Origin of the sequence: Bremerella cremea (assembly GCF_003335505.1) — a bacterium.
Lineage (GTDB): Bacteria > Planctomycetota > Planctomycetia > Pirellulales > Pirellulaceae > Bremerella > Bremerella cremea_A.
Genome location: NZ_QPEX01000010.1, coordinates 429,516 through 452,661, shown reverse-complemented (window position 1 = coordinate 452,661; position 23,146 = coordinate 429,516). Strand labels below are relative to the sequence as shown.

Genomic DNA, 23,146 nt, shown 5'->3' with positions numbered 1-23,146 from the left:
GGAATGCAGCACAAAGCTTAGCTCGTGACCGAGGTTGTCGATTGCAAGTCTGGCGAAGCGTGGCTGGCCGAGTTTTCGTTGTGCCGCGCGGCTAAGGTATCGAGGATCGGCGAGATTAGTGCGGTCCAGCCTGTTTGATGGCTGGCTCCGAGCCCCTTGCCAGTCTCGGCGTCGAAGTACTCGTAGAACAAGACCAGATCTTTCCAGTTCGGATCGTTAACTAACACATCCGAGCGGCAGTAGCTGGGGCGGTCACCAGCATCATCGGCTAGAAATAGCTTCGACAGACGCTTGCGTATTTCATCGGCGACTTGCTGCAGATCCATGTACTTGCCCGAACGCGTTGGACATTCGACCCGCAACGATTTGCCGTAGAACAGGTGATATCGCTCTAAAGCCTCGATAATCAGGTAATTCAAGGGGAACCAGATCGGCCCGCGCCAATTCGAGTTGCCACCAAACAGCCCGCTATCTGATTCCGCCGGCAAGTATTTCACGCATAAGCGTTCCCCATTGAGTTCATACTCGAAAGGGTGCTCTTCATGGTATTTCGACAGCGAACGAATGCCGTAATCTGAGAGGAACTCGTCTTCGTCCAACAGGTAACGCAGCAGCCGTAGCAAACGATCGCGAGTAGGAATCGATAGGAGGCGATTTCCGGCGTTTTCTCCGTCGGTATCGCATTCCATGTATGTCATGAAGTTGGTTAGTTCCGGGCGGAATTTCAGGAACCAATCCATACGTTTGCGGAAAGCAGGCAGTTTAGCAATCGTGCGATCGAAGAGCACATCGACGGTTAGCAGCGGAATCAAGCCGACAATCGACCGAATCCGCAAGGGAATGCTCTGCCCATCGAGGTGGAGGTGATCGTAATAGAAGCCATCGTTTTCGTCCCACAGACCGGTCCCATCGAGCGAGTTCATCGCTTCTGCGATCGAGACGTAATGCTCGAAGAACTTCGAGGCCATATCTTCGTAAGCGGGATTGCCGTCGGCTAACTCAAAAGCGATCGACAACATGCTTGAGCAGAAAAATGCCATCCAGGCCGTTCCGTCCGCTTGTTCCAAGTGACCGCCGGTCGGCAGTGGCTTCGAACGATCGAACACCCCAATGTTATCGAGCCCAAGAAACCCCCCGCTGAAAACGTGTTTGCCACGAATATCCTTCCGGTTCACCCACCAGGTGAAGTTCAGCAGCAGCTTCTGGAAGACACGCTCTAGAAAGACCCGGTCAGGCTTTCCGTTGGCGGCGGTCATCTGATAAACACGCCAGCAAGCCCACGCATGCACCGGCGGGTTCACGTCGCTGAAGTTCCATTCGTAAGCCGGTAGTTGGCCGTTGGGGTGCATGTACCATTCTCGCAGAAAGAGAATGGCTTGATCCTTGGCGAAGTAAGGATCAATCTTGGCAAAGGGAATCAAGTGAAACGCCGAGTCCCAAGCGGCGTACCAAGGATACTCCCACTTGTCTGGCATCGAGATAATATTGCGATTGTAGAGATGCCCCCAGTCGCTATTGCGGGTACCAGCTTCGCCTGGTTGAGTTCCTCCTTGTTTCTTCACTCCATCGCGGTTGTTTTCTAACCAACGAGGAATAACGTAGTGATAAAACTGCTTGGTCCACAGCAGCCCCGCATCTGCTTGCCGACGGATCATCTGTTCGTCGGGCGATAATCCTGTTGCGACCCGCGATTGGGCGTAACGATCGGCTTCGTCGATTCGCTGGTCGAAGATATCTTGAAAGGCAGGTCCGAACGTTTCCAGGGGCAGATCTTCTTGCGATGACATCCGAAAACGGAGTTCAATTGATTCACCTGCCGGAATTGTACACGTATAGTGCGCGGCAGATTTGGTTCCTGTCGCATTAGGGTTAACGACGTCAGAAACCTTTTCAACCACCGCCAAATGGAACGCATCCTTACAGGAAGGGCGACGGCTGCTGGGGTCTTCAAAACGCCAGGTGTTGGTTTCGTTTTCGGTGAACATCCACTCTGGCAGGTTGCCGTCGGGGCCTTTATCGACCGAAATTTGGTACTTGCCAAGCGTTTCGTGCATGGCAACGACGGTGTCTTCGTCGACTTGAGTAAGCGTCGGCTTTTTGTCGGGCTTCTCCATCGTCGGCCCCCAGGCCCACGTGTTGCGATACCACCAGCTTGGCAAGATATGGAGCGGTGCCGCCTCTGGGCCTCGGTTGAAAATGGTAACGCGGATAAGGATGTCTTCGGGGGAGGCCTTGGCGTACTCGGCTTGGACGTCGAAGTAGCGTTTTTCGTCGAAGACTCCGGTATCGGTTAGTTCGAACTCGGGATCGTGGCGAGTCCTGGCAGCGTTCTCGCTGCGCAATTGTTCGTACGGAAACCGAGCTTGCGGGTATTTGTACAGCGCTTTCAAGTAAGAATGCGTAGGGGTGGAGTCGATGTAATAGTATGCCTCTTTAACATCTTCCCCATGGTTTCCTTCTGGCCCAGTTAGCCCAAACAGACGTTCCTTGAGAATGGGATCATTCTCGTTCCACAAGGCCAGGCCAAACGCAAGGCGGCACTGGCGGTCGCAGATCCCGAGCAGACCGTCTTCCCCCCAGCGATACGTTCGCCAGATTGCTTCTTCATGCGTGAAATTGAGCCACGGATCACCTTCGGCAGTGCTTTCCCGCACGGTGCCCCATTGTCGCTCGGCGAGATAAGGCCCCCAGCGTTTCCAGTTTGCCCCTTTTTCCTGGTGTGATTCCGCTTCTAAGCGATCCCATTCCGCGTCTGGCATAAATCCCTATTCTCTTCCAGGCTCCGGCAGACTCCGCTGCCTACTAAAGATGCGAATCATGCGCGCAAAACGAGCGTATTACCGCACTGCATACCGTAAAAAAACCGACTTCGATTCGATCTATGACCTATGCGAATCGTAGACCAATAAGAAGGATCGAGGTGCGGTCAACCGCAACGGGTGATCTCCCGCATGGGCAAATTTAGCCCACTTTTACGACGGTGGATGAAAAAGATCAATCACAGGGTCGAGAAAATGCTCAGTTGGTTTCTGGCAGATGGAAAGAAATCGAGACAAAAAATCCTGGGGCCCTGTCTGAAGATAGGGCCCCAGGGATGGCACACCTTGCCCTCACACGTTTGATTCCTTTGCCGCGACAAGCCGCTGACGAATTTCGGTAAGTTGTGGTTCGACTTCCGCCTCCTGTTTGCCAATTCGTTGGGCAATTTCACTGTTTCCGCATCCCTCCAAGCGGAGAAACAGAACATTGCGCAACTGATCGTCTAGCCGCAAGCGAATCGTTTGTTCGAGTGCTTCGGCAAAGTGAATGCAAAGCCTCGCCGAAGGGGCCTCGCCTAAGATCTCGGCCACGGACAGCGAAAGGGCGCCGGCTTGGTCTTTCTGCTGAATGTTAATGGCAGCGCGAAACAGGACAATCTTCCACAAGTCACTTGTCTTGTCATTAGGGTCAAGTTCCTGTTTTTCGGAAGCGTCAAACATGGCGTTTGCCGCGCGGAAGGCGACGTTATCTCGATCACGCCCCCCCATGCTCTCACTGATAAAGAAGGCTCGCGCCTTCACGCGAAGTCGCCGGATGTAGCGTCCCCAAATTAATCGAGCGGACTCTTGTTGTTTCAACTGACGTTGTTGCAGCCAGTCATTAAAGTGTGCTTCGACCGACTTCATCTCTGCTGGCGTAGTAGATGTCGTCGAGCTCAGCGGTGTGGTATCGAAAAGTTTTTCGCACATTGCCTCTGCCTGCTGGGTGATTGCTGTACGACCTATTCCTTGCCGATCCCAGAGCCGATATCGCCGCAAACTTGGTAAACGCGGGTGTATCCAAGGGCGGTTTACGGACTAGGGAAGGTCGTTGACATAATCGCGAAAAAAAGGAATCGAACGGTCAATGAAAAGGGAGGGGATAAGTGGCAATAATTTTCTTGCTGTCGTTGAGTACGTTGCCAAGGACTAGAAGAGAACTCCTGGTAAGACGGTGGCCTAGGTGGTTTGGTTTTGGGGCAGGGTGAAATTTGCTGATACAACGAAGACGACCTACGGTTGTCACCGCTGCAAATCTGGCAAATAAAAAGGGGGGATGGAGGTTTACCTACTTGCTTACTTCAACCGAGACCAAATGGTTTTGGCAAAAAGCAAATCTTTCAAATGGAGTTCGTCGCACTTGGTCAATCCTTGGAGTGAATCGCCGAGAAAATCAGGATTTGCTTGTGCGGAAGGTTCAGTCTGGCGGGGGGTAAGTGTCAAATAGGCCGGAGGTTGTAAATTTCGACATCGACCCCTGGTGAGTAATGGGCGAACTGAGGTGCCCCTGAGGAGCACTCGAATCCCGCAGCGGCTAGCATCGAGTCTTCCAGCTCTAGCACTTCCGCGGTCTGCGCTGGATATGGGGAATGATGGACTTGCCCAGAGAAAAGCTTCCCATGCAACTCGACAAACAGCAGATACCGCTCGAGAAAGAAGAACCCAAGCGAATCGGGGTGAGAAGGTTCCAGCGACGCACCGATCCGATAGCGAACGTGATGCTTGGCGTCGCTGCCGTAACGCGTCGTTTGATAGTGGACTTCGTTCCCTGAAGTCGTGAGGCTCATCTTGGCATGGTAGTAAGGTAATCCCCAAAACTGCTTTGCAGCCCACACGGCCAGCCCGTTGGCGGCATCGAGCGAAAAAAAGTAGACGCCTGGCTTACCATCTCGGATGACATAGGTGCGGACATTCGTCTCTAGAAAATCAAAGGCCCAACTCGCTGGCCACCATCGAGGACGAACCCCCAGCATCGAGAAGGGGACAACCCCGACGTAAGCGACCCCATCGTACGTATCGATTTTCAGCGTGCCAGGAACCAGCTTGCGGAGCGTTTCAATAGGTACCGGCCAATGCAGAAATAAGAGGGAACGCCACTTCTGGTACCCGCGTATTTTTTCAGAGGGGCGTTTGGTTGGGGCAATGCGATCAAGCATGCAGTGGCTCGGTTAAATCGTAGCGAATGAAAAGTAATTCAAGTCGCTACGATAACCGTTTACGGTCGCATCTGATAACCGCAACCAAGGGACTTCGGATGGCAATTCGCGATCTAGCGATATTCGAATTGCCCGGTGACCTTACCTGGCTGAGACGAAGTGAGGCGTACCCAGTAAGCCTGAAAGTCTGCTGGGAAGTCGAGCTTCTGAGTCTGGTTCGCTTTCACGTCGGCGACCTGATACGTTTGCCAATTGCCGGTTCCGGTGATATCGACCTCGATGGTTATTTGGGTATCAGCATCGCTGGAAAGGGTAAGTGACTTCGAATCGAAACCGGTCATTAAGTAGGGATCAGAGGGGACTCTAGCTTCGACGCTGGTCTCTTTCCATGGCCCACCGTCACCGACCGGTTTGCCCAGTTTCCACAGGTCGTCGATAACGCCAGCCCAAACCGCCACGCGACCATCGTCCGAGCGGATAATATGCTCGCCGCTGGCATCGGCATCGACCCCACTGATGATCATCAAACCGCGATAGCTGCAATAATCGTGAATCGCAAAAGGGTGACTTGCAATCGGACGAACTTTAGACATACCGCCAGCATTCCGAGCAGGCAACTCGTAGAAGGTGCCACCGCAGTTAAACAAGTCGCGTTCGGTGGCCACTTCCCGCGATAGGCGAAGTGGGCCGAATGGCTCTTCGGTTGAGGGTGCTGGAACTGTTCTTGGTAAACGCCAGCGATTGCCGTTTTCGTCGATGTAAAGAAGCGAGGCTTCGTCGTGGTCGAGCACACCGGTGGGAATGGCGGCGTGCTCACTGGTCCACTTGAAAGCGGCCGGATCGTGTTTATCGGTTAAGCGAAGGTTGTCATCCAGTTCGTAGAAACCTTCATGGACGACCTGACCATCCTCGACTTGCTGGGCAGAAAAGGCCAGCGTTTGCAGTTTGTCGCCCCGTACGCGAACGATTCCTTGCGAGTAGTTGTTTGACTTGGTGGTGCGGATTCCTTGAAAGATGTCCGCTGGGTGATTGCCGCGCTGGTCTGGGTTGGCATACTGAAACTGGGCCGTGACTTGTTCGCACGACTGGTCGAGCGAAAGCCGCAGCCATACGCCTGCTTCGGACTGTGGAAACGAATGCCACACCGCTTTGCCTGGCGGGACCGAAACTTCCGCGAGCCGTGTCCACTGGTCGTTCCCTTTTCGATCGACTTCAAAGATGAATGTGACCGGCTGCTCGCCCCCATGGGTTAGGCAAACATTTCGCTTTTCAAAGCCAGAGAACAGGTACGGTTCTGAAGGTGTGTTGGCGGCGACCTGATCGTCGAGCCAGATCGCCCCACGACCGATCGGTGGTCCGAGCTGATCGAAGATGTCGGTCGAAGTAAACCACAAATTGGAATGCGACTGGCCTGGTCCGACGACTTTTCCTTTGGCTTTACGCGTGTTTAGGAACTCGCTTTGGGCGGCGTCGTCGCAGCCGAAGACAAGTTGATCGTTCCAACGACAGTAGTCGCCGATCACTTTCAAATAAGTTGAACGAGGGGCGATTCCAGCCGAGTTGGTGCGGGTAAACGTGGGAGGGAAATGCCAGAACATGCCGTGCATCGTCATGTTGAAGTCGGCCAGGCCGATATCGTGAATGCGTGGCCATTCGGTATTCCACCCGTGGGCGCCGTCGTAACAGTGCGAAGCCTTAGGCAGACGATAGCTGGTCCACTTACCGTCGTCCAAGAGCATCAAGATCAGCGAACGGTGGTCCCACCCGATCGCCCAGACGGGATCGGTCTCGGGGTTGGGGTTTCCCCGTAAATCGCCAGGGCCACGGACATCGCAAAACTGATTGCGGCGGATGACGGTCCAGGTTTCGCTTTTGCCATCCCACTCGGCCAAACAGCCAGAGGGAACGTCGGGCCGAACGAGTGCTTCGCGCGCATTGTCGCCGTTATTGGCATATATCAAACGTCCTTGCCCTGAGTACAAACCTTTGCCGTGGTAGCCAGGGAGTTTGGCCAGGGGGGCAGATCCTTCGTCCGGCTTCTTGCCTCGTAGTTGCCCTTGGCTATCTTGAAATAGCGTGGTGACTTCTAACGAATTCAAGTCGACCTCGTAGAATCCTTCTTCCATGGTCGCGTAATACGCTTTGTTCGCCGGATCGAACAGATGCCGGGCGTTGCCAGTCAGACGGCCTGGCATCACCGACGGTGGAATCACGCGGACGTTCCCTGCGCTACTGACCACATAAGGGCCGATCAGCAGTTGGTTGGTTTCGTTGTGAATCATGCGATTCGCTGGGGTACCTCCCACGCTTTCCGCAAACGGCGTGCTTTGCAGGTGTTGATCGATCGTGTAAAGCTTGTCGGTCGAACCATTCGGAAAGTGAGGTCCGTACGTAATTACCCACAGCTTGCCTGCCCAGGGAACAACCGCCCCGGTGCCACATTCACCGTGATCGTTCCAGTAAGCCAAGTGCGGATAAATTCCGCTGATCTGCCGAGGCATCTCTTTTTCTGCGGCCATGATCCTGCTGGCAGAGAAGGCAGTAGTCCAGGCGAAGCACGATAGCAAGAGCAAGGGGAAGTAGCGGAACATGTGGCGACCAGAAGATGGGGTGAGAAATAGACCACGAGTGTGAATGCAGGTTAACTATTCTTGATGAACCAGACTTAACATCGGAGCAGGAAGCGTTGCATGGCTGCCACTGGCGAAACCATGCACCAATGCACCAGATTGATCCTCGCGCCACGGCACGAGCATGGTCTCTTGAAAGAGGTCATCCGCCACGTATTCATTATTTTGCAGACTCGACAGGTAAATGTAAATTCGCTTATTGGACATCAATTCGCCGAAAAATTTTCAAAGAGAACCTCTTTCGTTCGAAACGCACATGCCCACGCAAGCGTGGGCATGGCAAGTTAATCCAAATATCGGAAACGGGTTACCGTCCGCGATAGCGTCGGTCGTTCGGGTTGCCGGACGACATCAGGTAGTTCACCAAGTCGCGAACTTCGCCAGGGTTCAGCGGGTTAAGAAGGTCTTTGGGCATTTGCGAGACCGGCGAAGCTTGCATTTCTTCGATCTCGTCCTTGCTCACCTTAACCGGTTCGGCATTAGGTTCTATGGGGTAGATGGTGACCTCATCGTCTCCATTTTCGACCACCAGGCCGGTGATCACCTTGCCACTGTCCAGCAGCACGATCGAACTGCCGTACTGGTCCGAGATGTGAGCACTCGGATTGACAATCGCATCGACCACGTACCTTTCGTCGAACTTGTGTGGAATGCTGGTCAAGTCAGGGCCGATGCTGCCGCCCAGGGTGCCCATGCGATGGCATTTGCCACACGTGGCGCTGAAGTAAAGCGAGCGACCTCGTTCGAAGTCAGGCTTACCACCTCGCAGGGCCGCCATGGCCTCGTCAACGGTGTAGGCTTTGCCGGGGCCTTCGATTGGGGCGATCGGGAAATCGGGCTCGGGATTGAAGTTTTCGCCGGTGATGTCCTGTAAAGCCTTCCGCTCGGTATCGGTGCAGTTGCCGAGTGCTTCGTCACGAATGCGAGTCAAGTAACCAGGATAGCTTGCGCCACCAGACTTCTTAGCGGCTTCGTTCAGGAAGGTGAAGTAAGCACGTCGCTCTTCCAAGGTCCAGCCGGTACGCATGTTACGCAGGATGAATGCGTAACCCAATTCGCGTGTGGGCGGATGGTTCGTCAGCAGGGCATTAACCGTGCCACCGTAACCCGCATTGCGAGAAGCGAGTTCAGACCAATCCGGAATTTCCGGCGCACTACGCTGCTCGATCAGGGCCATCGTCTTGGCGACGACATCTTTGGCTTGCAAGTAAGTCAACACGCGAATCAGTTCGGTATTGAGGTCGGCATCTTTCGAGGGAAGTAGTGGATCGATCTGAGCGATCACTTCATTCCGTTCAATTTCGGTGGGCTTGCCCAGGCGAATAAAGATCAACGCATAGGCACGTAGCAGCCCTAGTAGTTGCCCCTTAGAAAGGGTTTCGACATCCATGGCTGAAAGGTTGGCAATCAAGGGTTCGCGGTACTGTTGCGAACCGGTGCGAGCCAAAGCAACTGCGGCAGTGATTTGGGCCTGAGGATCGGTCTCGTTCAACGCTTTGTTGGCCCAAGTATCAACCGGTTGGCTTTCAATCGCCACGCGAGCCGCATTTCGTAAGAAGCGGTCATCGCTGGAAAGGTAAGGCCAAGCGGCTTCAACTGCCGCAGCATCTTTTAAGCCGTGGAACTTTTCCAAACTGCGGCGAGCTTCTCGGGCAGCAGCGGCTTTCGGTTCGATCTCGGTAGGAGCAGCGAGCGATTCATCGCCGATGTAACGCACACGGAACAGGGCCGATTGCGCCCCGCGACCACCCACGGTGAAATACAAAGCGCCATCCTGGCCGACAATCGCGTCGGTCACGGGAAGGGGCGAGCCGTAGGTGAACGGTTCGGCCTTGCCGACGTAGCTGGAACCTTCAGGCGTGATGTGAATTGCGTAGATCGTGCCAAAGGTCCAGTCCAGCGCGAAGATCGCGTCTTGGTAGCGGGTCGGGAACTTGGTTCCCAGGCCAGCGGCCACACCGGTGGGGGAACCTGGTCCGATGTCGACCACCGGAGGAACGCTGTCTTCGTAATAGGCTGGCCACTTGCCGGAACCACTGCGCCAACCGAAGTCGGCACCGCTGGCGACATGGCAAATGCGGGTCGGGCGGTACCAAGGAAGCCCCAGGTCCCATTCCATGTCGGCATCGTAAGTGAAGATATCGCCGAAACGATTCAATGCGATGTCGTATTGGTTACGGAAACCAGTGGTGTGGACGGTTTGGTTGTTGTTCTCGACATCGAGCTCAGTAACCCAGCCGCCAGGAGCCAGCTTGCCTCGGGCGTGACCATTGGCGTCCCACATGCGTGGCAACAGCAGGTCTTCATCCCAACTGACAACGCGGGAACGCTCGAACTTGCCGAGCGGAGCATGGTTGCCGCCGTCGAGATACAGGTTCTTGCCATCTTCGGTAAGGATGACGGCGTGGTTGCCGTGTTCACCACCGCCTGTTCCGCCAGGGATTTCTTCGGCCTTGTCGAGCTTGTCGTCGCCGTTGGTATCGGTCAAGCGATACAGATGCCCACCGTTGCGATGGACCCACAAGCTATCGAAAGCCCAGACCATGCCCTGAGCGGCGGAGATGTCTTTCAGGCCGTCGACCGAAACCTTTTCGATAATTGGCGGCTGAGGATCTTGAACCGTAATTCGGTAGAGGCCAGCGCCTCCTTGATCGCAAGCATAGAAGCGGCCTTGCGGATCGACGGTGAGCGAAACCCAGCTCCCTTCCGATTTCGGCACCGTGTAGATGTGGTCGACCACGAAAGCAGGGGCGGTCAAAATGTTTTTGGGATCGAGCGGGTCTTTTGCCCCAGAAGCAGCCGGGGCCGAAGTGTAGTTGGGAATGCCCCACGGGCCGTCACCCAGCTTCCCTTTGATGGTGGGAGATTGCCATTTGGAATCGTCGAAGGAAACCGCTTGCCAACCTTTGGCGGGCTTGTCGCTGATCTTCCAGCTTGGGTCGGTGGCAATAGAAAGCGATGAGCCGTCATTCAACGTGGCGACTAGCTTCAAGACGAACGCCGCAACGCCTCCTTCATTCTCGCCGGCGACGGCTAAGACGTTAGCGCCTTGCTTGAGCGACTTGGTCACGTCAAGTTCAACCGGTTGTTGCCAGTTGTCGCTGCCACCGATCTTCTTGCCGTTGAGGAACAAGGTGAATTTGTTATCGCAGGTTGCGTACAAGCGAGCCGACTTAACGTTCTGGCTGACATTAAACTTACGCCGCAGCGAAAGCTTGTGCCCATCGGGCGAATTCTTGGACCAGATCCACTGCGGCAGCGGGGCCGAGGTGAGCCACTTGTCGGACGATTCTGGGGTGACGGCAGCCGGTTCGTCTGCTGAAGCAACAGTCTTCGGTTCGCCAGCGGCAACAGCTTTTTCCAAAGTTGCTTTGGCGTCGGCACCTTCTAGCTTTCGCAGCAACAAGTTGCGGAACTCCACTTTCATCGGTGGGCCGGCGTGAAGTTGTAGGCCAAGCTTGCCGTTGGTCAACGCTTCAGGACTGTTGTCGGTGATGTCGACCGTGGTAACCCCGTTTATTTGATGGAGCAACCGATTGCCGACGGCCACAATGCGGATATCGTTCCACTCGTCGTCGACAAGCTGAGCACCATCGCCCACTTTGCCGGTAACATTCTTTTTGCCATCGGCATCGATCACAATTTTTTGGCCACGGGTGGCAATAATGCCACGACCGGTTTTCTCGCCGTACATCATGCCGAAATAGTCTTGGTTGGGGTGCAAGTCGGCCTGGTAGCCTTTCAGCACAACTCCTTCCGGATCGACCGCTTCGCTACGGTATTGCACGCCTGAGTTATTGCCCTGGAAACGGACTTTGCCGCGAAATTCAAAGTCGCCTACGTCGCCACCTTGCCAAACCAGAAAGGTATTCCCGTTAGTCGGATGCTCGGCAGTAGTTTCGCCAATGATCGAACCGTTCTCGACGCTCCAAAAGCCTTCGGCACCTTTCCAACCGGAAAGATCGTGGCCGTTGAAGAGGATCTCGAAACGAGGCTCATCGGCAAAAGCAGGTAAACAGCACGCAAGAAGCAGGCAGGTCGCCCAAAGGGTCCGAAGCATATTCATGATGGGGGAAGGGGGAGAAATGAGGGAGGCAGTCAACAATAAATAAGAGCTACTCGCGGTTTCCCGCGAATATCCCTTCCAATCTTACCCTAGATTTTGGTGCGTTGCCGATAGGGAGCAAACGAATTTAAAAAACGGTATAATGTGGCTATGGGCCCCCTTAATCCAAGATTTCCAATTTCAAGTTGCGAAATCGGACCTCGGTTGGCCCGCCGGAATGCAATTGTAGGGCGAAGATTCCTCGTTTGGCTCCCTTGTCGTCGTGCAAATCGACGCATGGTTGTCCGTTGAGGTAGGTCTTTATGTCGGATCCGTTGGCAACGATCTCGTATTTGTTCCACTCGCCCGGCTTCAGGTGCGCTTCGCCAGACTTGTCCCACAAGAGGGCTCGGCCATGCTCTTCGTACAGCTTGCCCCACCAGCCGGCGCCGGCATCGGCTTGATACCCTTTGACCGAGCCACCTTTTTCTGGTGTGCTGCGGAACTGGATACCGCTGTTCCCTTGGTTGTCGACCAGTTTGATTTCAAGCGTCAAACGGAAGTTGTCAGCCGAGAGGTCACTGATAAGGAAGGCGTTCTTTTGAATGCCTTTCTCGGTACGGCCGACAATCTCGCCATCTTCTACCGACCACAACTCGTCGTCGCCGGTCCAGCCGGTTAAATCCTTGCCGTTGAACAGTTCGGCGGCATTCTCTTTGGTGGCCAGCATGGGCGTTTGCGACTTCCCTTGGAGGTAGGCGATTAAGCTGCGGATATCGTGTTCGCTGAAAGGTCGAAGCTGATCATCTGGCATCATCGACTTGTCGCTCAGCTTGCGATCTTCGATTTCGTCTTTCGGTAGAACAAGCTTCTCTTCGGCCGTTTCCAGCGTAATCGTCTTTTCGTCTTCTGACCTTACGATCCCCGTTAGCACGCGGCCGCTATCCAGGAGGATGATCGAGGGTTGATACTCTTTGGCCATCACAGCGCTAGGATCGACTACGTTTGAAAGAAGATAATCGAGATCGGAACGGTTCGAGCCCGTCAAATCTGGTCCCACATTCCCGCCGACGCCGTACAGCGAGTGACAACGTTGACAGGTTTTGGCGAAGATCGCACGGCCCAGTTCGGCGTCGGGTCTCGGTAATTTCTTATGACCAACGAGCTTTTTATATTGCTCGATTAGTTGGGCTTTCTCTTCTGGAGTTTCCCGGACCGATCCCCACACGTTGGTCAGTTGGGCGTCGATTTGCTTATTGCCTAAGTTCGAGAGTTGACGGACCAAGTCGGCCGTAAGATCTTGGGGCGGGATGTCTCCCTTTTCAATCGCAGCCAAGAGGGAACGGGCATACTCGGCACGCGAGCAAAGTGTCGCCATCGCCAGGCGTTTACTGGCAAGGGGAAACGTTTGGTACTTGGCCAAAACGACCGAAGGCGTGTTGGCATCGTCGTATTGAGCGAGTCCTTTCAGGGCCAGGTCACGTAGCTCGGCATTGTCTAATAGCAATTGCAATGTAGCGGGAAGTTTGGGATCGTTGGCACCCAGTAAGGCAGCGATCGCGGAAGTCCTTGGGCCGGCGGCCACGTTGTCGCTGGTCGCCATCTGTCGCATTTTTGCCATGGCGGCTTCATCGCCGAAGGTCACCCCTAACGCGGTTGCTTCGACCGAGACCAACGCGTTGTCGCTCCCAATCAGCTTCGCGCCCACCTTGGGCCAGGCAGCGGGCATGGCTACCTTTCGCTGACCAGCCAACGCGGTACGCATGGCCCGCAAAAACGTAAGCTGGGTGTTTGGTTCGTCGATGTTCGATAAACCGTTGACGAGCGTGGCCAGCGAAGTTTTCGGATCGCCACTGCCAATGCGCCGAAGCATATATTGGCCCAGCAGCGGGATGTTTTCACTAGCGTTCAGTCCAAAGGCAAGTGCCCGTTCAGGAGAAGCATCGGCCAACGGTTCGGCTGCGTACCAATACATCAGTGGCAAGTTGTGATCGGTGGCGTCTTCTGCATGAGAAGTGAGCGCGGCCAGTAAATCCCACCGTGAATCGTGCGACATCCGCTGGGCAGCAGAGGCCAGGTATAGGCGAACGATCGGAGAGGGATCGTGCTTGGCCAGTTCGAGCATCGTTTGATACAACGCATCGCTCGGCTGGTGGTTTTGTTCGAGGGCCAACTGAAAGGCCCAGCCACGGATATGGGGATCGGTGTCGGCGATCATTTGGTTCGTCGCTTCGGCACTCAGTTGATTGATGACATGCAACGCCCAATAAGCCCGCAGTCGCCGCGTGGCGTCAGGATTCGATTGGGCGATCTCGTTGAGCTTATTTATGGCCGCTGCGGAAATCTGGCCGGAAGCAGCTCGCTTTTGGAGTTCTTTCCGTGCGTGTCGAACATACCAATCGTTGAGGTGCAGCGTGTACTCGGCAAGCTGCTCGTCGCTCGACTTCGTCAAGTCAACTTGAACGTTGCGTGGCTCGCCGTAGCTGATTTTATAGACCCGACCATTGCTTCGATCGTGAATATCAGGGTTGCCAGAGTGACACGCCTGCATGTCGTACCAGTCGATCATGTACGCGTTGCCATCGGGCAGGTAGCGGATGTTCAAAATCTGTGAGGCTAAGTCGCCGGTTAGCAGGAAATCTGGTCCGTGGCTGCCGACGTAGCCAGAACCTTTTTCGTGCAAGATGTCGACATTGAGCCGCTGCCCGTGGATGTTGTTCATGAACAGTTCATTGCGATACTTCTGAGGCCAGGCATCCCCCAGATAGATCATTGCCCCGGCATGGGCATGCCCGCCGCCAGCTTCGTCCGACTTGTTATTGCCGCTATGGGGTGTCGAGCCGAGATAGTGCAGGTGGTCGGCGATCGTTTTGATGTCGTTGTAGGTGTACTGATTAAAGTGTGAGCCAGCTTGCCGTTGATATCGGGCCCCTTGAATCATGTGATACAAGTGCGGAATCACACAAGCGGTACAGAAAGCTTGGCCGTAGTCGTTGAAGTCGACACCCCAAGGGTTGCTTGTACCGTGGCAGAAGACCTCGAACTCGTGGCGAAGCGGATGATAACGCCAGATACCGGCGTTGATTCGCTCTCGTTCCGAATCAGGTGCCCCTGGCTTGCCAACATTCGAGTGGGTGAACACACCGTGACAACCGTAAAGCCAACCATCGGGGCCCCAGATGAAAGCGTTCAACGTTTCGTGGGTATCTTGATAGCCCCATCCGTCGAGCAAAATTTGGGGTTCGCTATCAGGGATGTCGTCGCCGTTGGCATCGGGGATGAACATCAAGTAAGGAGCCGCGCCGACCCAGACGCCGCCATAGCCAACCTCTAAACCGCTGACAAGATTCAAGCCTTCGTAAAAGACTTTGCGTTCGTCGAACTTGCCGTCTCCATCTTGGTCGGAGAAGATCAAGATCCGATCGCGTCCCTTCCCATCTTCCGCGCGACGTGGATATTCGAATGCTTCGCAGACCCACAGACGCCCTTTTTCGTCGAGTGCCATGGCGATGGGCTGCGTGACGTCAGGCTCTGCGGCGCTTACCGTCACACGGAACCCGGCCGGTAGCTGCATGGCAGCAGCAGCTTCCTCTGCGGAAAGCCCGGCATGCGGATATTGGTCAGGGGTTAACGCTAGGCGGCCCGGTTTCGCTTTGGCAGGAGCGTTATCGTAGAAGCGAAAGTTATCGAAATTGAGATGTCCCCAGCCCCCTTTATGCTGATCGACTAAACGAATATAGATCTTCTTGCCTGCAACTTTACTCAAATCGACCACCGTTAGTTCCATCGTCTCGTTGTTATTGCCGACGGTGGTGTAAAACGGTTTGTCACTGCCAACTTCAAAGAGCTCGACACGTGTCTCGTCATGGCTCCCCCCGTTATGCAGAAATGCTGCCCAGCGATGGGTTACCTCGAAGGGAACCGAAGTGAGTGTTCCGGTAGGAAGATCTTCCAACTTCTCGTAACCACCGATCCAAAACTTGCCTTGATGCTGGCTGCGCATGTCGCTGCGGCGAGCTTGAACGGTGTCTCCTTCGATCGGCTGCTCGGCGAAGGCGGCTCCCTCTACTTTCCAGTCTTCGAGTGTCCCTTTCTCGAAATCGAAATTCAAAGGCTGGCCGTGTTCTCCGGTGGGTAAAACCCCATCGGCGGCTTGGACAAAACGAGACGATGAAAGCGTCAGCACAAACAAGCTGACAAGAACAAGCAGACGAGGCATGATCGATCTCTTGCGGGGGGCAAAAAAGAGGGGAGCGACGAGTGGCAAGGAGGGAGGGAAAGAGGATCTTTTCCCAAAAAAATCGTAGACAAAGGAGAATCCTACCTCAATTAAGAGGGGATATCATTGTAAGAAATATTCAGCAGCCAGAGATAATTGCCATGGAGTTGCTACCGTCAGCAAGCGAAAGCAGATCGACGAGAACCATGCTTTCTCTTACTTCGTTTACAAGTGGCGAAGACGCTGCCGCGTGAAGCTCGATTCAATAAACCAAGTGGTTGCCTTGAGCGGATGGCTAAGGAAGCATCGAGCCCGTTTCGATAAACCGCTGGTGCCACGAGAGCGATTCGTCCAACAGGCACGGTGTATGCAAACCATAAGATTTCGTTTTTGCTCGACGATAGTAATCGAGCAGAGCCGGGCGGTAATTAGGGTGAGCACAATTGTTGATGATGACCTCGGCTCGTTGCTTGGGGGATAACCCGCGTAGGTCCGCCAGGCCTTGTTCGGTGACAATCACTTGCACGTCTTGCATGATATGGTCAACGTGGCTGGCCATCGGCACGATGCGCGAGATCTTGCCTCCTTTGGTCGTAGAAGGACACATGAAAATCGAGAGATAAGCGTTTCGTGCGAAGTCTCCGGAGCCACCGATGCCGTTTTGCATTTTCGAACCCATCATTTGCGTTGAATTGACCGCGCCATAGATATCGGCTTCGATCATTCCATTCATCGCGATACAGCCCAGCCGTCGGATCAATTCCGGGTGGTTACTCATCTCTTGCGGGCGCAAAATGATTTTGTCGTGAAAGTCACGAACATGGTCGTTGAAGTAAGCTGCTGCTTCGGTGCTGAGTGAAAACCCACAAGCTGAAGCGACCCGCAGTTTGCCAGCCGTTAGCAGATCGAGCATCCGATCTTGGATCACTTCCGAGTAAGCAGTCATGTTCTCGAAAGGGCCTTCTAACAGACCGGTCAGCACCGCGTTGGTCACATTGCCCACGCCTGATTGAATTGGCAAGAGCGATTGGGGCAAACGTCCTTGGTGAACTTCATGCTTAAGAAATTCGATCAAGTGCCCAGCGATCGCGAACGACTTGTCGTCGGAAGGAGAATAAGGGAGGTTTCGGTCTGGCGAATCGGTCTCGACAATCGCCACGATCTTGTCAGGGTCGCATCGGAAGTAAGGTTGGCCAATCCGATCGTCCGGACGAACTAGCGGAATCGGCACCCGATTGGGAGGCAAAGCGGTGCCGTAGTAGATATCGTGCATTCCTTCTAGATCGGCGTTTTGCCAATGGTTGACCTCTAAAATGACTTGATCGGCCAGGTCGAGCCACGTTTTGTTGTTACCGACCGAGGACGAAGGAATGAGCGAACCATCGGGACGAATGCCGGAAACTTCAATTAGGGCCGTATTGATCTTGCCGAGAAAACCTTGCCACGCCATCGGAGCAACTTGCCCCAAGTGCATGTCCAGATAATCCATTTCACCTCGATTGATCTTATCGCGAGCGATTGGGTCTGAGTTGAACGGAAGGCGAAATTCGATTCCATCAGCGCTCGCGAGGGCTCCGTCCAGTTCGGGGCCAGTTGAAGCTCCGGTCCAAATCTTCACACGAAACGGATTGCCTGCCGCTCGGGCCTGTTCGATCCGTGCAGCAAGGGCTTGCGGAACCAGCTTCGGGTAGCCAGAGCCTGTGAAGCCGCTCATGCCGATGGTGCTACCAGGCTTAATTAGTTCCGCCGCCGCTTCCGCCGACATCACTTTCGATTTCAGAGCAGAGCATTGGATTCGTTGATGACCGTTCACGAGAGTACTCCAAGAGATGCAAATGGGATGTGGGGAGGCGGAAAACAAATAGGCAAAGTTACTTGGTTTGTTGCTCAGCCAACCGGGCTTCCTCTTCTCGAAATGCTGACGCCAAGCGTTTGAGCAGGGCACTTGTCGAGCCGACCTTGGCTAGACCAATGCCTCGTTCTGCGGTGGCAGTGATTTGATCGATCACGAGCTGGACTTCGCGTTCGGCTTGACGCCCTTTCGTGGTTAGTGAAATACGGACCGCACGTCGGTCCGAGGGATCTGGCTTGCGAACGATGAGGCCAACTTTTTTCATGCGGGTAAGCAGACCGGTAAGGGTTGACTGGGCGAGTTGTGAGCGTTCTGCAATCTCCTTAATGGTGAGATGATCGTGCTGACATAACACCATTAGCACGTGCCCCATGCCCGGTCGGATAACACCACCCAAGCCTGCTTCGACTAAGGCCCGCTCGACAAGTCCTACATAGGCGTAGTAAGCCCGGCCAAGATCCCAAATTAAATCGGACGGCTTGGACTTTTTAGGGGCAGATGCGGACTGCGAACGTTTGTCTGAGGAACGAGTAGGTGGCGGCATCGGCAACCTTGTAGGGCGATAATGGTGCGAATGATTTACTTCGGTACCGAAATATTAGGTCAAGAGAATAGGAAAGTCAATTCTTGTGATTTTGCCGCGAAATTCAGACACAAATAGCCACCGGACATTTGGCAGGAAGAAACAATTAGAGCTGGCCTCTGGGACGCTTGACTTGGTTTGCCTCTCAAGAGTGTTTAATTATCCACGCAAAAACATGTGTGGAAAAAGCGACTTGGTGGGAAAGGGTAAATGAAAAAAGAATGAGAATCCGTATTGCCAGCGTGCTTGAGCCAACCGAACATAGGCGGCTGGCAAACGAGCAACGATGGAACGGAAAATCGTTATCATGCTAGATCGTGTGAAAAAAGCTTCATTCGCTACGCCGATTGGCTTTTGAAATTGAAAACCTGGAAGAAGTAGCCATGACGAGTTACCTGTTACGAGCAATGCGATCAGACGATTGGGATGAAGTCGCGGCATTGATATTTCATTCCACCAATGCGTGGTATCAAGCCAACGGAAAACCTCCGATTTTTCAAGGCGAGACCTCGGCGGCACGTTTGTTTTGCGAAGTGTACGAAGCCCTTGATCCTGGCTGCTGTGTCTTAGCGGTGTGCGAAGCATCGGGCCAGATTGCCGGTTCGTGCTTTTACCACCCTCGGTCGACGCACATGTCGTTGGGCATCATGAATGTTCATCCTCAGCACTTTGGCAAAGGGATTGCGCGGAACTTGCTGGCGTTTATCATCGACCAGTCCGAAATGCAACAGAAGCCGTTAAGGTTGGTTTCTAGTGCGATGAATCTTGACTCGTTCTCGCTCTACAATCGAGCCGGGTTCGTGCCCCGGGCTATGTTTCAGGACATGATTTTGCAGGTGCCGGAAGAAGGGATTCAGCAGGGCACCAAGCCGGCAGGGCTCGACCGGGTTCGCCCTGCGACGTTAGCCGACCTAGAGGCGATCGTCGCGCTCGAAGCCGAACTGCATAAAATTGCGCGCCCGGACGATCATCGTTTCTTTCTCGAAAACAAACAAGGAATCTGGCAGGTTGCCGTGATCGATGCGGCTGATGGAAATGGAATCGACGGATTCCTGGCGTCGGTTTGCCATCCGGGGTCAAACATGCTTGGTCCCGGCGTAATGCGAACCGAAGAGGACGCTGCCGCTCTGGTTTACTTTGAACTGAACCGGCAACGCGGACGGATGCCGGTTTGGCTGGTACCGGTCGAGGCCAGCCTGTTGGTTCAATACTGTTACGGCTGGGGAGCGAAGAACTGCGAACTGCACGTTTCGCAAGTTCGCGGCCAATGGACCCCAACCGAAGGGGTCATCATGCCGACCTTCATGCCGGAAACGAGCTAACGAGGTTGCCGTTGAGAATGCGTGTTCCCGTGGCGATGGACGATTTCAGTAACCGACTGCTCTTTCAAGTAGTTCAGCCATTCCAGGCGACCATTGGTCAGGCAGGTCGATGCAACCAAGCGATTGGCTTGCGTGTGCAGCGGCAAGAACACCTCGCTTAAAGGTTCGGCAATCACCCGCACGCTTCCTCCTTTTAGGTTGCCCATCCGCTGGACGAACGTGGGTGCGTCTTCGCTATGCAGCGATACATGGGGAAGTTGCGAAAGTGACTTGGCCCAATCAGGTAGTGAAGTGGCACTCACGTGTAGCGGCACCCGGGCCATGTGGCACAGCACGGCCGCTCGCAGTACGTCTTGTTGACCCTCGTCTATGCCGGTCCAGCGAATTGCGTGAAAGGCCAGGGGACGATAGCGGAAGTGGTTGTCTTCGCCGTGAAGTTGCGAAGGATCGTGTTCGCGCGAGAAATAAGTGTTCCACCAGTACAGATAATTCTGAGCAGCTGAACGCAACTCGCCATTGGTATCGAGCTGGTCTACCAAGTGGGCCAACTTTGCGGTGAGAGGCAACCCCAGCACAGACGGAGAAGTTTGCTGCCAGTGCTTAAACGAAGCGACGTAGTTCGGCCCGCCTGCTTTGGCACCGGTACCGACCGAGGAATGTTTCCAGCCACCAAACGGTTGTCGCTGGACGATTGCTCCGGTGGTCGAACGATTGATGTAAGCGTTGCCCACTTCGACGGCGTCGCGCCATTGGGCGATTTCGTCGACGTCCAACGAGTAGAGCCCGCCGGTCAATCCGAATTCGCTATCGTTTTGAATGGCGATGGCTTCGTCGAGGGTGTCCACCGGAATAATCCCCAGCACCGGACCGAAGCATTCCGTCCGATGGTACCAACTGCCAGGCTTCACTCCCAAGCGAATGCCTGGGCTCCAGAGGCAAGGGTTGTTATCGATCATCTTCGGTTCTAGCAGCCACGTTTCGCCTGGTTCAAGCTGAGTTAAACCACGCTGTAGCTCTGCATGGGGTTCGCGAATGATCGGTGTGACTTCGGCGGTAAGATCCCAGGCCGAAGCAACGTGCATACTGGCAGCGGCGTCGCGAAGCTGGCTACGGAACTGCTCGCTCTCGTAAACATCACGCTGCACGATTGCCAAACTGGTTGCCGAACACTTTTGCCCGGCGTGGCCGAACGCGCCTTGCACCAGGTCTTTAATGGCCAGGTCAAGGTCAGCGGCTGAGGAGATGATCATGCTGTTCTTGCCGCTTGTTTCCGCATAGAGACGCATGTTCGGTTTCCACGACTTGAACAACTGCGCGGTTGAATAGGCGCCCGTGAGAACGACCGCACCCACCCGATCGTCGCTCAGTAACTTGGTTCCATTCTCGCCATCGATCAGCGGCAAGAATTGCAGTACGTCGCGCGGCACGCCTGCTTTCCACAGTTGGCAAGCCAAATACCACGCGGTGAGAACGGTCTCAGGGGCTGGCTTCAAGATAACCGTGTTGCCAGCCATTAACGCAGCCAGGCAGCCACCGGCCGGGATGGCATAAGGGAAATTCCACGGCGGCGTCACGACCACAACACCTAATGCTGTGGGAGACGTACCATCGTACCAGCCGTCGGTATCGAGCGAGCGGCTGTAATATTCAGCAAAGTCGATCGCTTCGCTGATCTCGGCATCGCTCTCGACCACGGCTTTGCCTGCGTCCCCCATCATCACGCCGATCAGATCACCTCGTTCTTCGGCAGCTACGGCGGCGAAGCTACGCAATATCTCGGCTCGCTTGGTGATGCCTAACGCATCCCAGCCTGTTTGGGCACGCTTAGCCGTTGCCAAAGCCAACTCAACCTGGGAAGCATCCCCGCACGAGTAGCGATAAAGAAGATGCCCCGGTCGGGAAGGATCGTGCCCGTCAACAACCGTTTCGGTCTGCACTTCCTGCCCGCCGACTGTGATCGGCAAGGTGTCAAAAGTCTTGGTTTTCCACTGGGCAACAAGGCGTTCGATCCAGGCGCGATTTGCGGGGATCGAAAAGTCGGTATTCGGCGTGTTCTGGAAGGGGTGTTGGGCGTCGGACGGATGAAAATGCTCGGCAGCGCGATTTTGAATTCGATTAGGACAGGTACGAAGATTTCCGGACCAAGCAAGTTGGCAGGCATCCAGAAACATTTGACTTTGCGTGTCCCAAGCCGGAGAGTCGACCTGCAGATTGAAAAGCGAGCCCAGGAAGCTACCAGGCTGAGTGTTCTCGTCGAAACGACGCACCAAGTAAGCAACCGCTGAATCGAAGTCGGCGTCGTAGCAGATTGGGGCGTAAACCAAGAGGTCGCCAGTCCGGTCGCGAACCTCGTGGGCTTGCGCGTTGGCCATCCCTTCCAGCATCTCGAACTCGACTCGCTTCCGCACATTCCGTTTTTCAGCCAACAGCAAAGCGAAGGAAATGTCGAACAAGTTGTGGCTGGCCAACCCGATCCGGACGCCTGGCATATTTTCCGGACGTAAGGCGAACTCGACCATTCGTTTGTAGTTGGCGTCGGTTTCCGTCTTCGTGTGATAGGGTGCCTGGGGCCAGCCATGGATCGAAGCTTCGACCTGTTCCATGGCCAAGTTGGCACCTTTTACCAAGCGAATCTTGATATCGGCTCCGCCTTGGGCGACACGCTCGCAGGCCCAAGCGGTGAGCGATTTCTGCACTTCATGCGAGTCAGGCAGGTAGGCTTGTAAGACAATTCCCGCTGAAAGGTGTTTGAATTCTGGTTCGTCTAACACAGAACGGAACACGTCGACCGTCAGATATAAGTCGCGATATTCTTCCATGTCCAAATTGACGAAACGATGCTGGCCAAGGCCATCTTGCATGGCGGCTCGGTAGAGCGTGCGAAGCCGCTCTTTGATGGTGGTCAGCGTTTGTTCGTAACCTGTTAAGCTGATGTGAGCCGCCACCGAGGAGAGCTTGACCGAGACATAACGAATCTGGGGATCGGCCAGCCGCTGCAGGTACTTTTCCATGCGCCGCTCGGCTTCTGCGTTACCGAGCACAGCTTCGCCGAGTTGGTTTAAGTTGACGCGAATTCCTTCCCGTTTCCGCTCGGCCAGGTATTTGGCGAACGACTCTTTTTCCGCCGAAATAATCACGTGGGAAGATTCGCTCTGAATCCGTTGGCGAACCAGCGGCATCACCAGGCCAGGCGCAACTTGCGCTGCCCAGCAACCAAGTTGCAACAAACAGCGATCGAGCGGGCTGAAATATTTCGGCAGGCCATGTTGTTTGATGAGTGACTTGAGTTGATGGGCCGAGCGACGTGGATTCTTGATGCGTAGCACCTGGTCGGCCATGGCAACGGTAAGCTCTTTACCCGCTTTGTCTTCGATCAGGCCTGCCACTTTCGCCAAGTTCGCTTTATCGGCCTGAGTCGCTCGGGCTTGGGAAGCCTGCAAGATCTCAGCAGCAAGCAAAATCGCTTCCTGGGGGAGCGTTTGAAAGTCGGCACGTGTCAAAGATGGTCGAGTATGCGTTGCGGTTTGCACGTCACTGCGCC

General features: G+C 54.7%; 11 protein-coding genes. 1 reads left to right on the top strand and 10 read right to left on the bottom strand.

Annotation, left to right across the window (positions count from 1 at the left end):
* Positions 1 to 17 precede the first annotated feature (17 nt).
* From DTL42_RS03040 to DTL42_RS03000, 9 genes are all read right to left on the bottom strand, one after another.
* The gene (locus DTL42_RS03040; RefSeq protein ID WP_114367207.1) at positions 18 to 2,759 is read right to left on the bottom strand and encodes an MGH1-like glycoside hydrolase domain-containing protein; all 2,742 of its coding nucleotides are present in this window, start codon (positions 2,757 to 2,759) and stop codon (positions 18 to 20) included.
* Positions 2,760 to 3,110: 351 nt separating this feature from the next.
* A complete protein-coding gene (locus DTL42_RS03035) occupies positions 3,111 to 3,728 on the bottom strand; it encodes an ECF-type sigma factor (RefSeq protein ID WP_114367206.1) in 618 nt (205 codons plus the stop codon).
* 509 nt (positions 3,729 to 4,237) lie between these two features.
* Positions 4,238 to 4,954: a YqjF family protein gene (locus tag DTL42_RS03030; RefSeq protein WP_114367205.1), complete on the bottom strand. Its 717-nt coding sequence runs from the start codon at positions 4,952 to 4,954 to the stop codon at positions 4,238 to 4,240.
* Between the two features lie 113 nt (positions 4,955 to 5,067).
* Positions 5,068 to 7,473 (bottom strand): hypothetical protein, encoded by a 2,406-nt coding sequence (locus tag DTL42_RS03025; protein WP_234824054.1) that lies wholly within the window; start codon positions 7,471 to 7,473, stop codon positions 5,068 to 5,070.
* Positions 7,474 to 7,599: 126 nt separating this feature from the next.
* Entirely contained in the window at positions 7,600 to 7,791 is a 192-nt protein-coding gene (locus DTL42_RS03020) for a hypothetical protein (RefSeq protein ID WP_114367203.1), read from the bottom strand.
* 100 nt (positions 7,792 to 7,891) lie between these two features.
* On the bottom strand, positions 7,892 to 11,644 hold the full coding sequence (locus DTL42_RS03015; RefSeq protein WP_234824053.1) for a family 16 glycoside hydrolase: 3,753 nt from the start codon (positions 11,642 to 11,644) through the stop codon (positions 7,892 to 7,894).
* Between the two features lie 166 nt (positions 11,645 to 11,810).
* Entirely contained in the window at positions 11,811 to 15,848 is a 4,038-nt protein-coding gene (locus tag DTL42_RS03010) for a PVC-type heme-binding CxxCH protein (RefSeq protein WP_114367201.1), read from the bottom strand.
* Positions 15,849 to 16,143: 295 nt separating this feature from the next.
* Positions 16,144 to 17,661, bottom strand: coding sequence for an acetyl-CoA hydrolase/transferase family protein (locus tag DTL42_RS03005; protein WP_199590018.1), 1,518 nt, complete (start codon positions 17,659 to 17,661; stop codon positions 16,144 to 16,146).
* Positions 17,662 to 17,719: 58 nt separating this feature from the next.
* On the bottom strand, positions 17,720 to 18,244 hold the full coding sequence (locus DTL42_RS03000; RefSeq protein ID WP_114367199.1) for a MarR family winged helix-turn-helix transcriptional regulator: 525 nt from the start codon (positions 18,242 to 18,244) through the stop codon (positions 17,720 to 17,722).
* A gap of 422 nt (positions 18,245 to 18,666) precedes the next feature.
* Between DTL42_RS03000 and DTL42_RS02995 the strand changes: the two genes are divergently transcribed.
* Positions 18,667 to 19,605 carry a GNAT family N-acetyltransferase gene (locus tag DTL42_RS02995; RefSeq protein WP_114367198.1) on the top strand — a complete coding sequence of 313 codons (939 nt, stop codon included), beginning with the start codon at positions 18,667 to 18,669 and terminating at the stop codon, positions 19,603 to 19,605.
* On the opposite strand, the gene DTL42_RS02990 is transcribed toward DTL42_RS02995, so the two are convergent.
* Positions 19,602 to 23,135: a proline dehydrogenase family protein gene (locus DTL42_RS02990; protein WP_114367197.1), complete on the bottom strand. Its 3,534-nt coding sequence runs from the start codon at positions 23,133 to 23,135 to the stop codon at positions 19,602 to 19,604. The genes DTL42_RS02995 and DTL42_RS02990 overlap by 4 nt on opposite strands.
* Positions 23,136 to 23,146: the final 11 nt, after the last annotated feature.

Coding starts and splice junctions, on each gene's coding strand:
- DTL42_RS03040 (WP_114367207.1), bottom strand. CDS start 2,759: ATGCCAGACGCGGAATGGGATCGCTTAGAAGCGGAATCACACCAGGAA.
- DTL42_RS03035 (WP_114367206.1), bottom strand. CDS start 3,728: ATGTGCGAAAAACTTTTCGATACCACACCGCTGAGCTCGACGACATCT.
- DTL42_RS03030 (WP_114367205.1), bottom strand. CDS start 4,954: ATGCTTGATCGCATTGCCCCAACCAAACGCCCCTCTGAAAAAATACGC.
- DTL42_RS03025 (WP_234824054.1), bottom strand. CDS start 7,473: ATGGCCGCAGAAAAAGAGATGCCTCGGCAGATCAGCGGAATTTATCCG.
- DTL42_RS03020 (WP_114367203.1), bottom strand. CDS start 7,791: ATGTCCAATAAGCGAATTTACATTTACCTGTCGAGTCTGCAAAATAAT.
- DTL42_RS03015 (WP_234824053.1), bottom strand. CDS start 11,644: ATGCTTCGGACCCTTTGGGCGACCTGCCTGCTTCTTGCGTGCTGTTTA.
- DTL42_RS03010 (WP_114367201.1), bottom strand. CDS start 15,848: ATGCCTCGTCTGCTTGTTCTTGTCAGCTTGTTTGTGCTGACGCTTTCA.
- DTL42_RS03000 (WP_114367199.1), bottom strand. CDS start 18,244: ATGCCGCCACCTACTCGTTCCTCAGACAAACGTTCGCAGTCCGCATCT.
- DTL42_RS02995 (WP_114367198.1), top strand. CDS start 18,667: ATGACGAGTTACCTGTTACGAGCAATGCGATCAGACGATTGGGATGAA.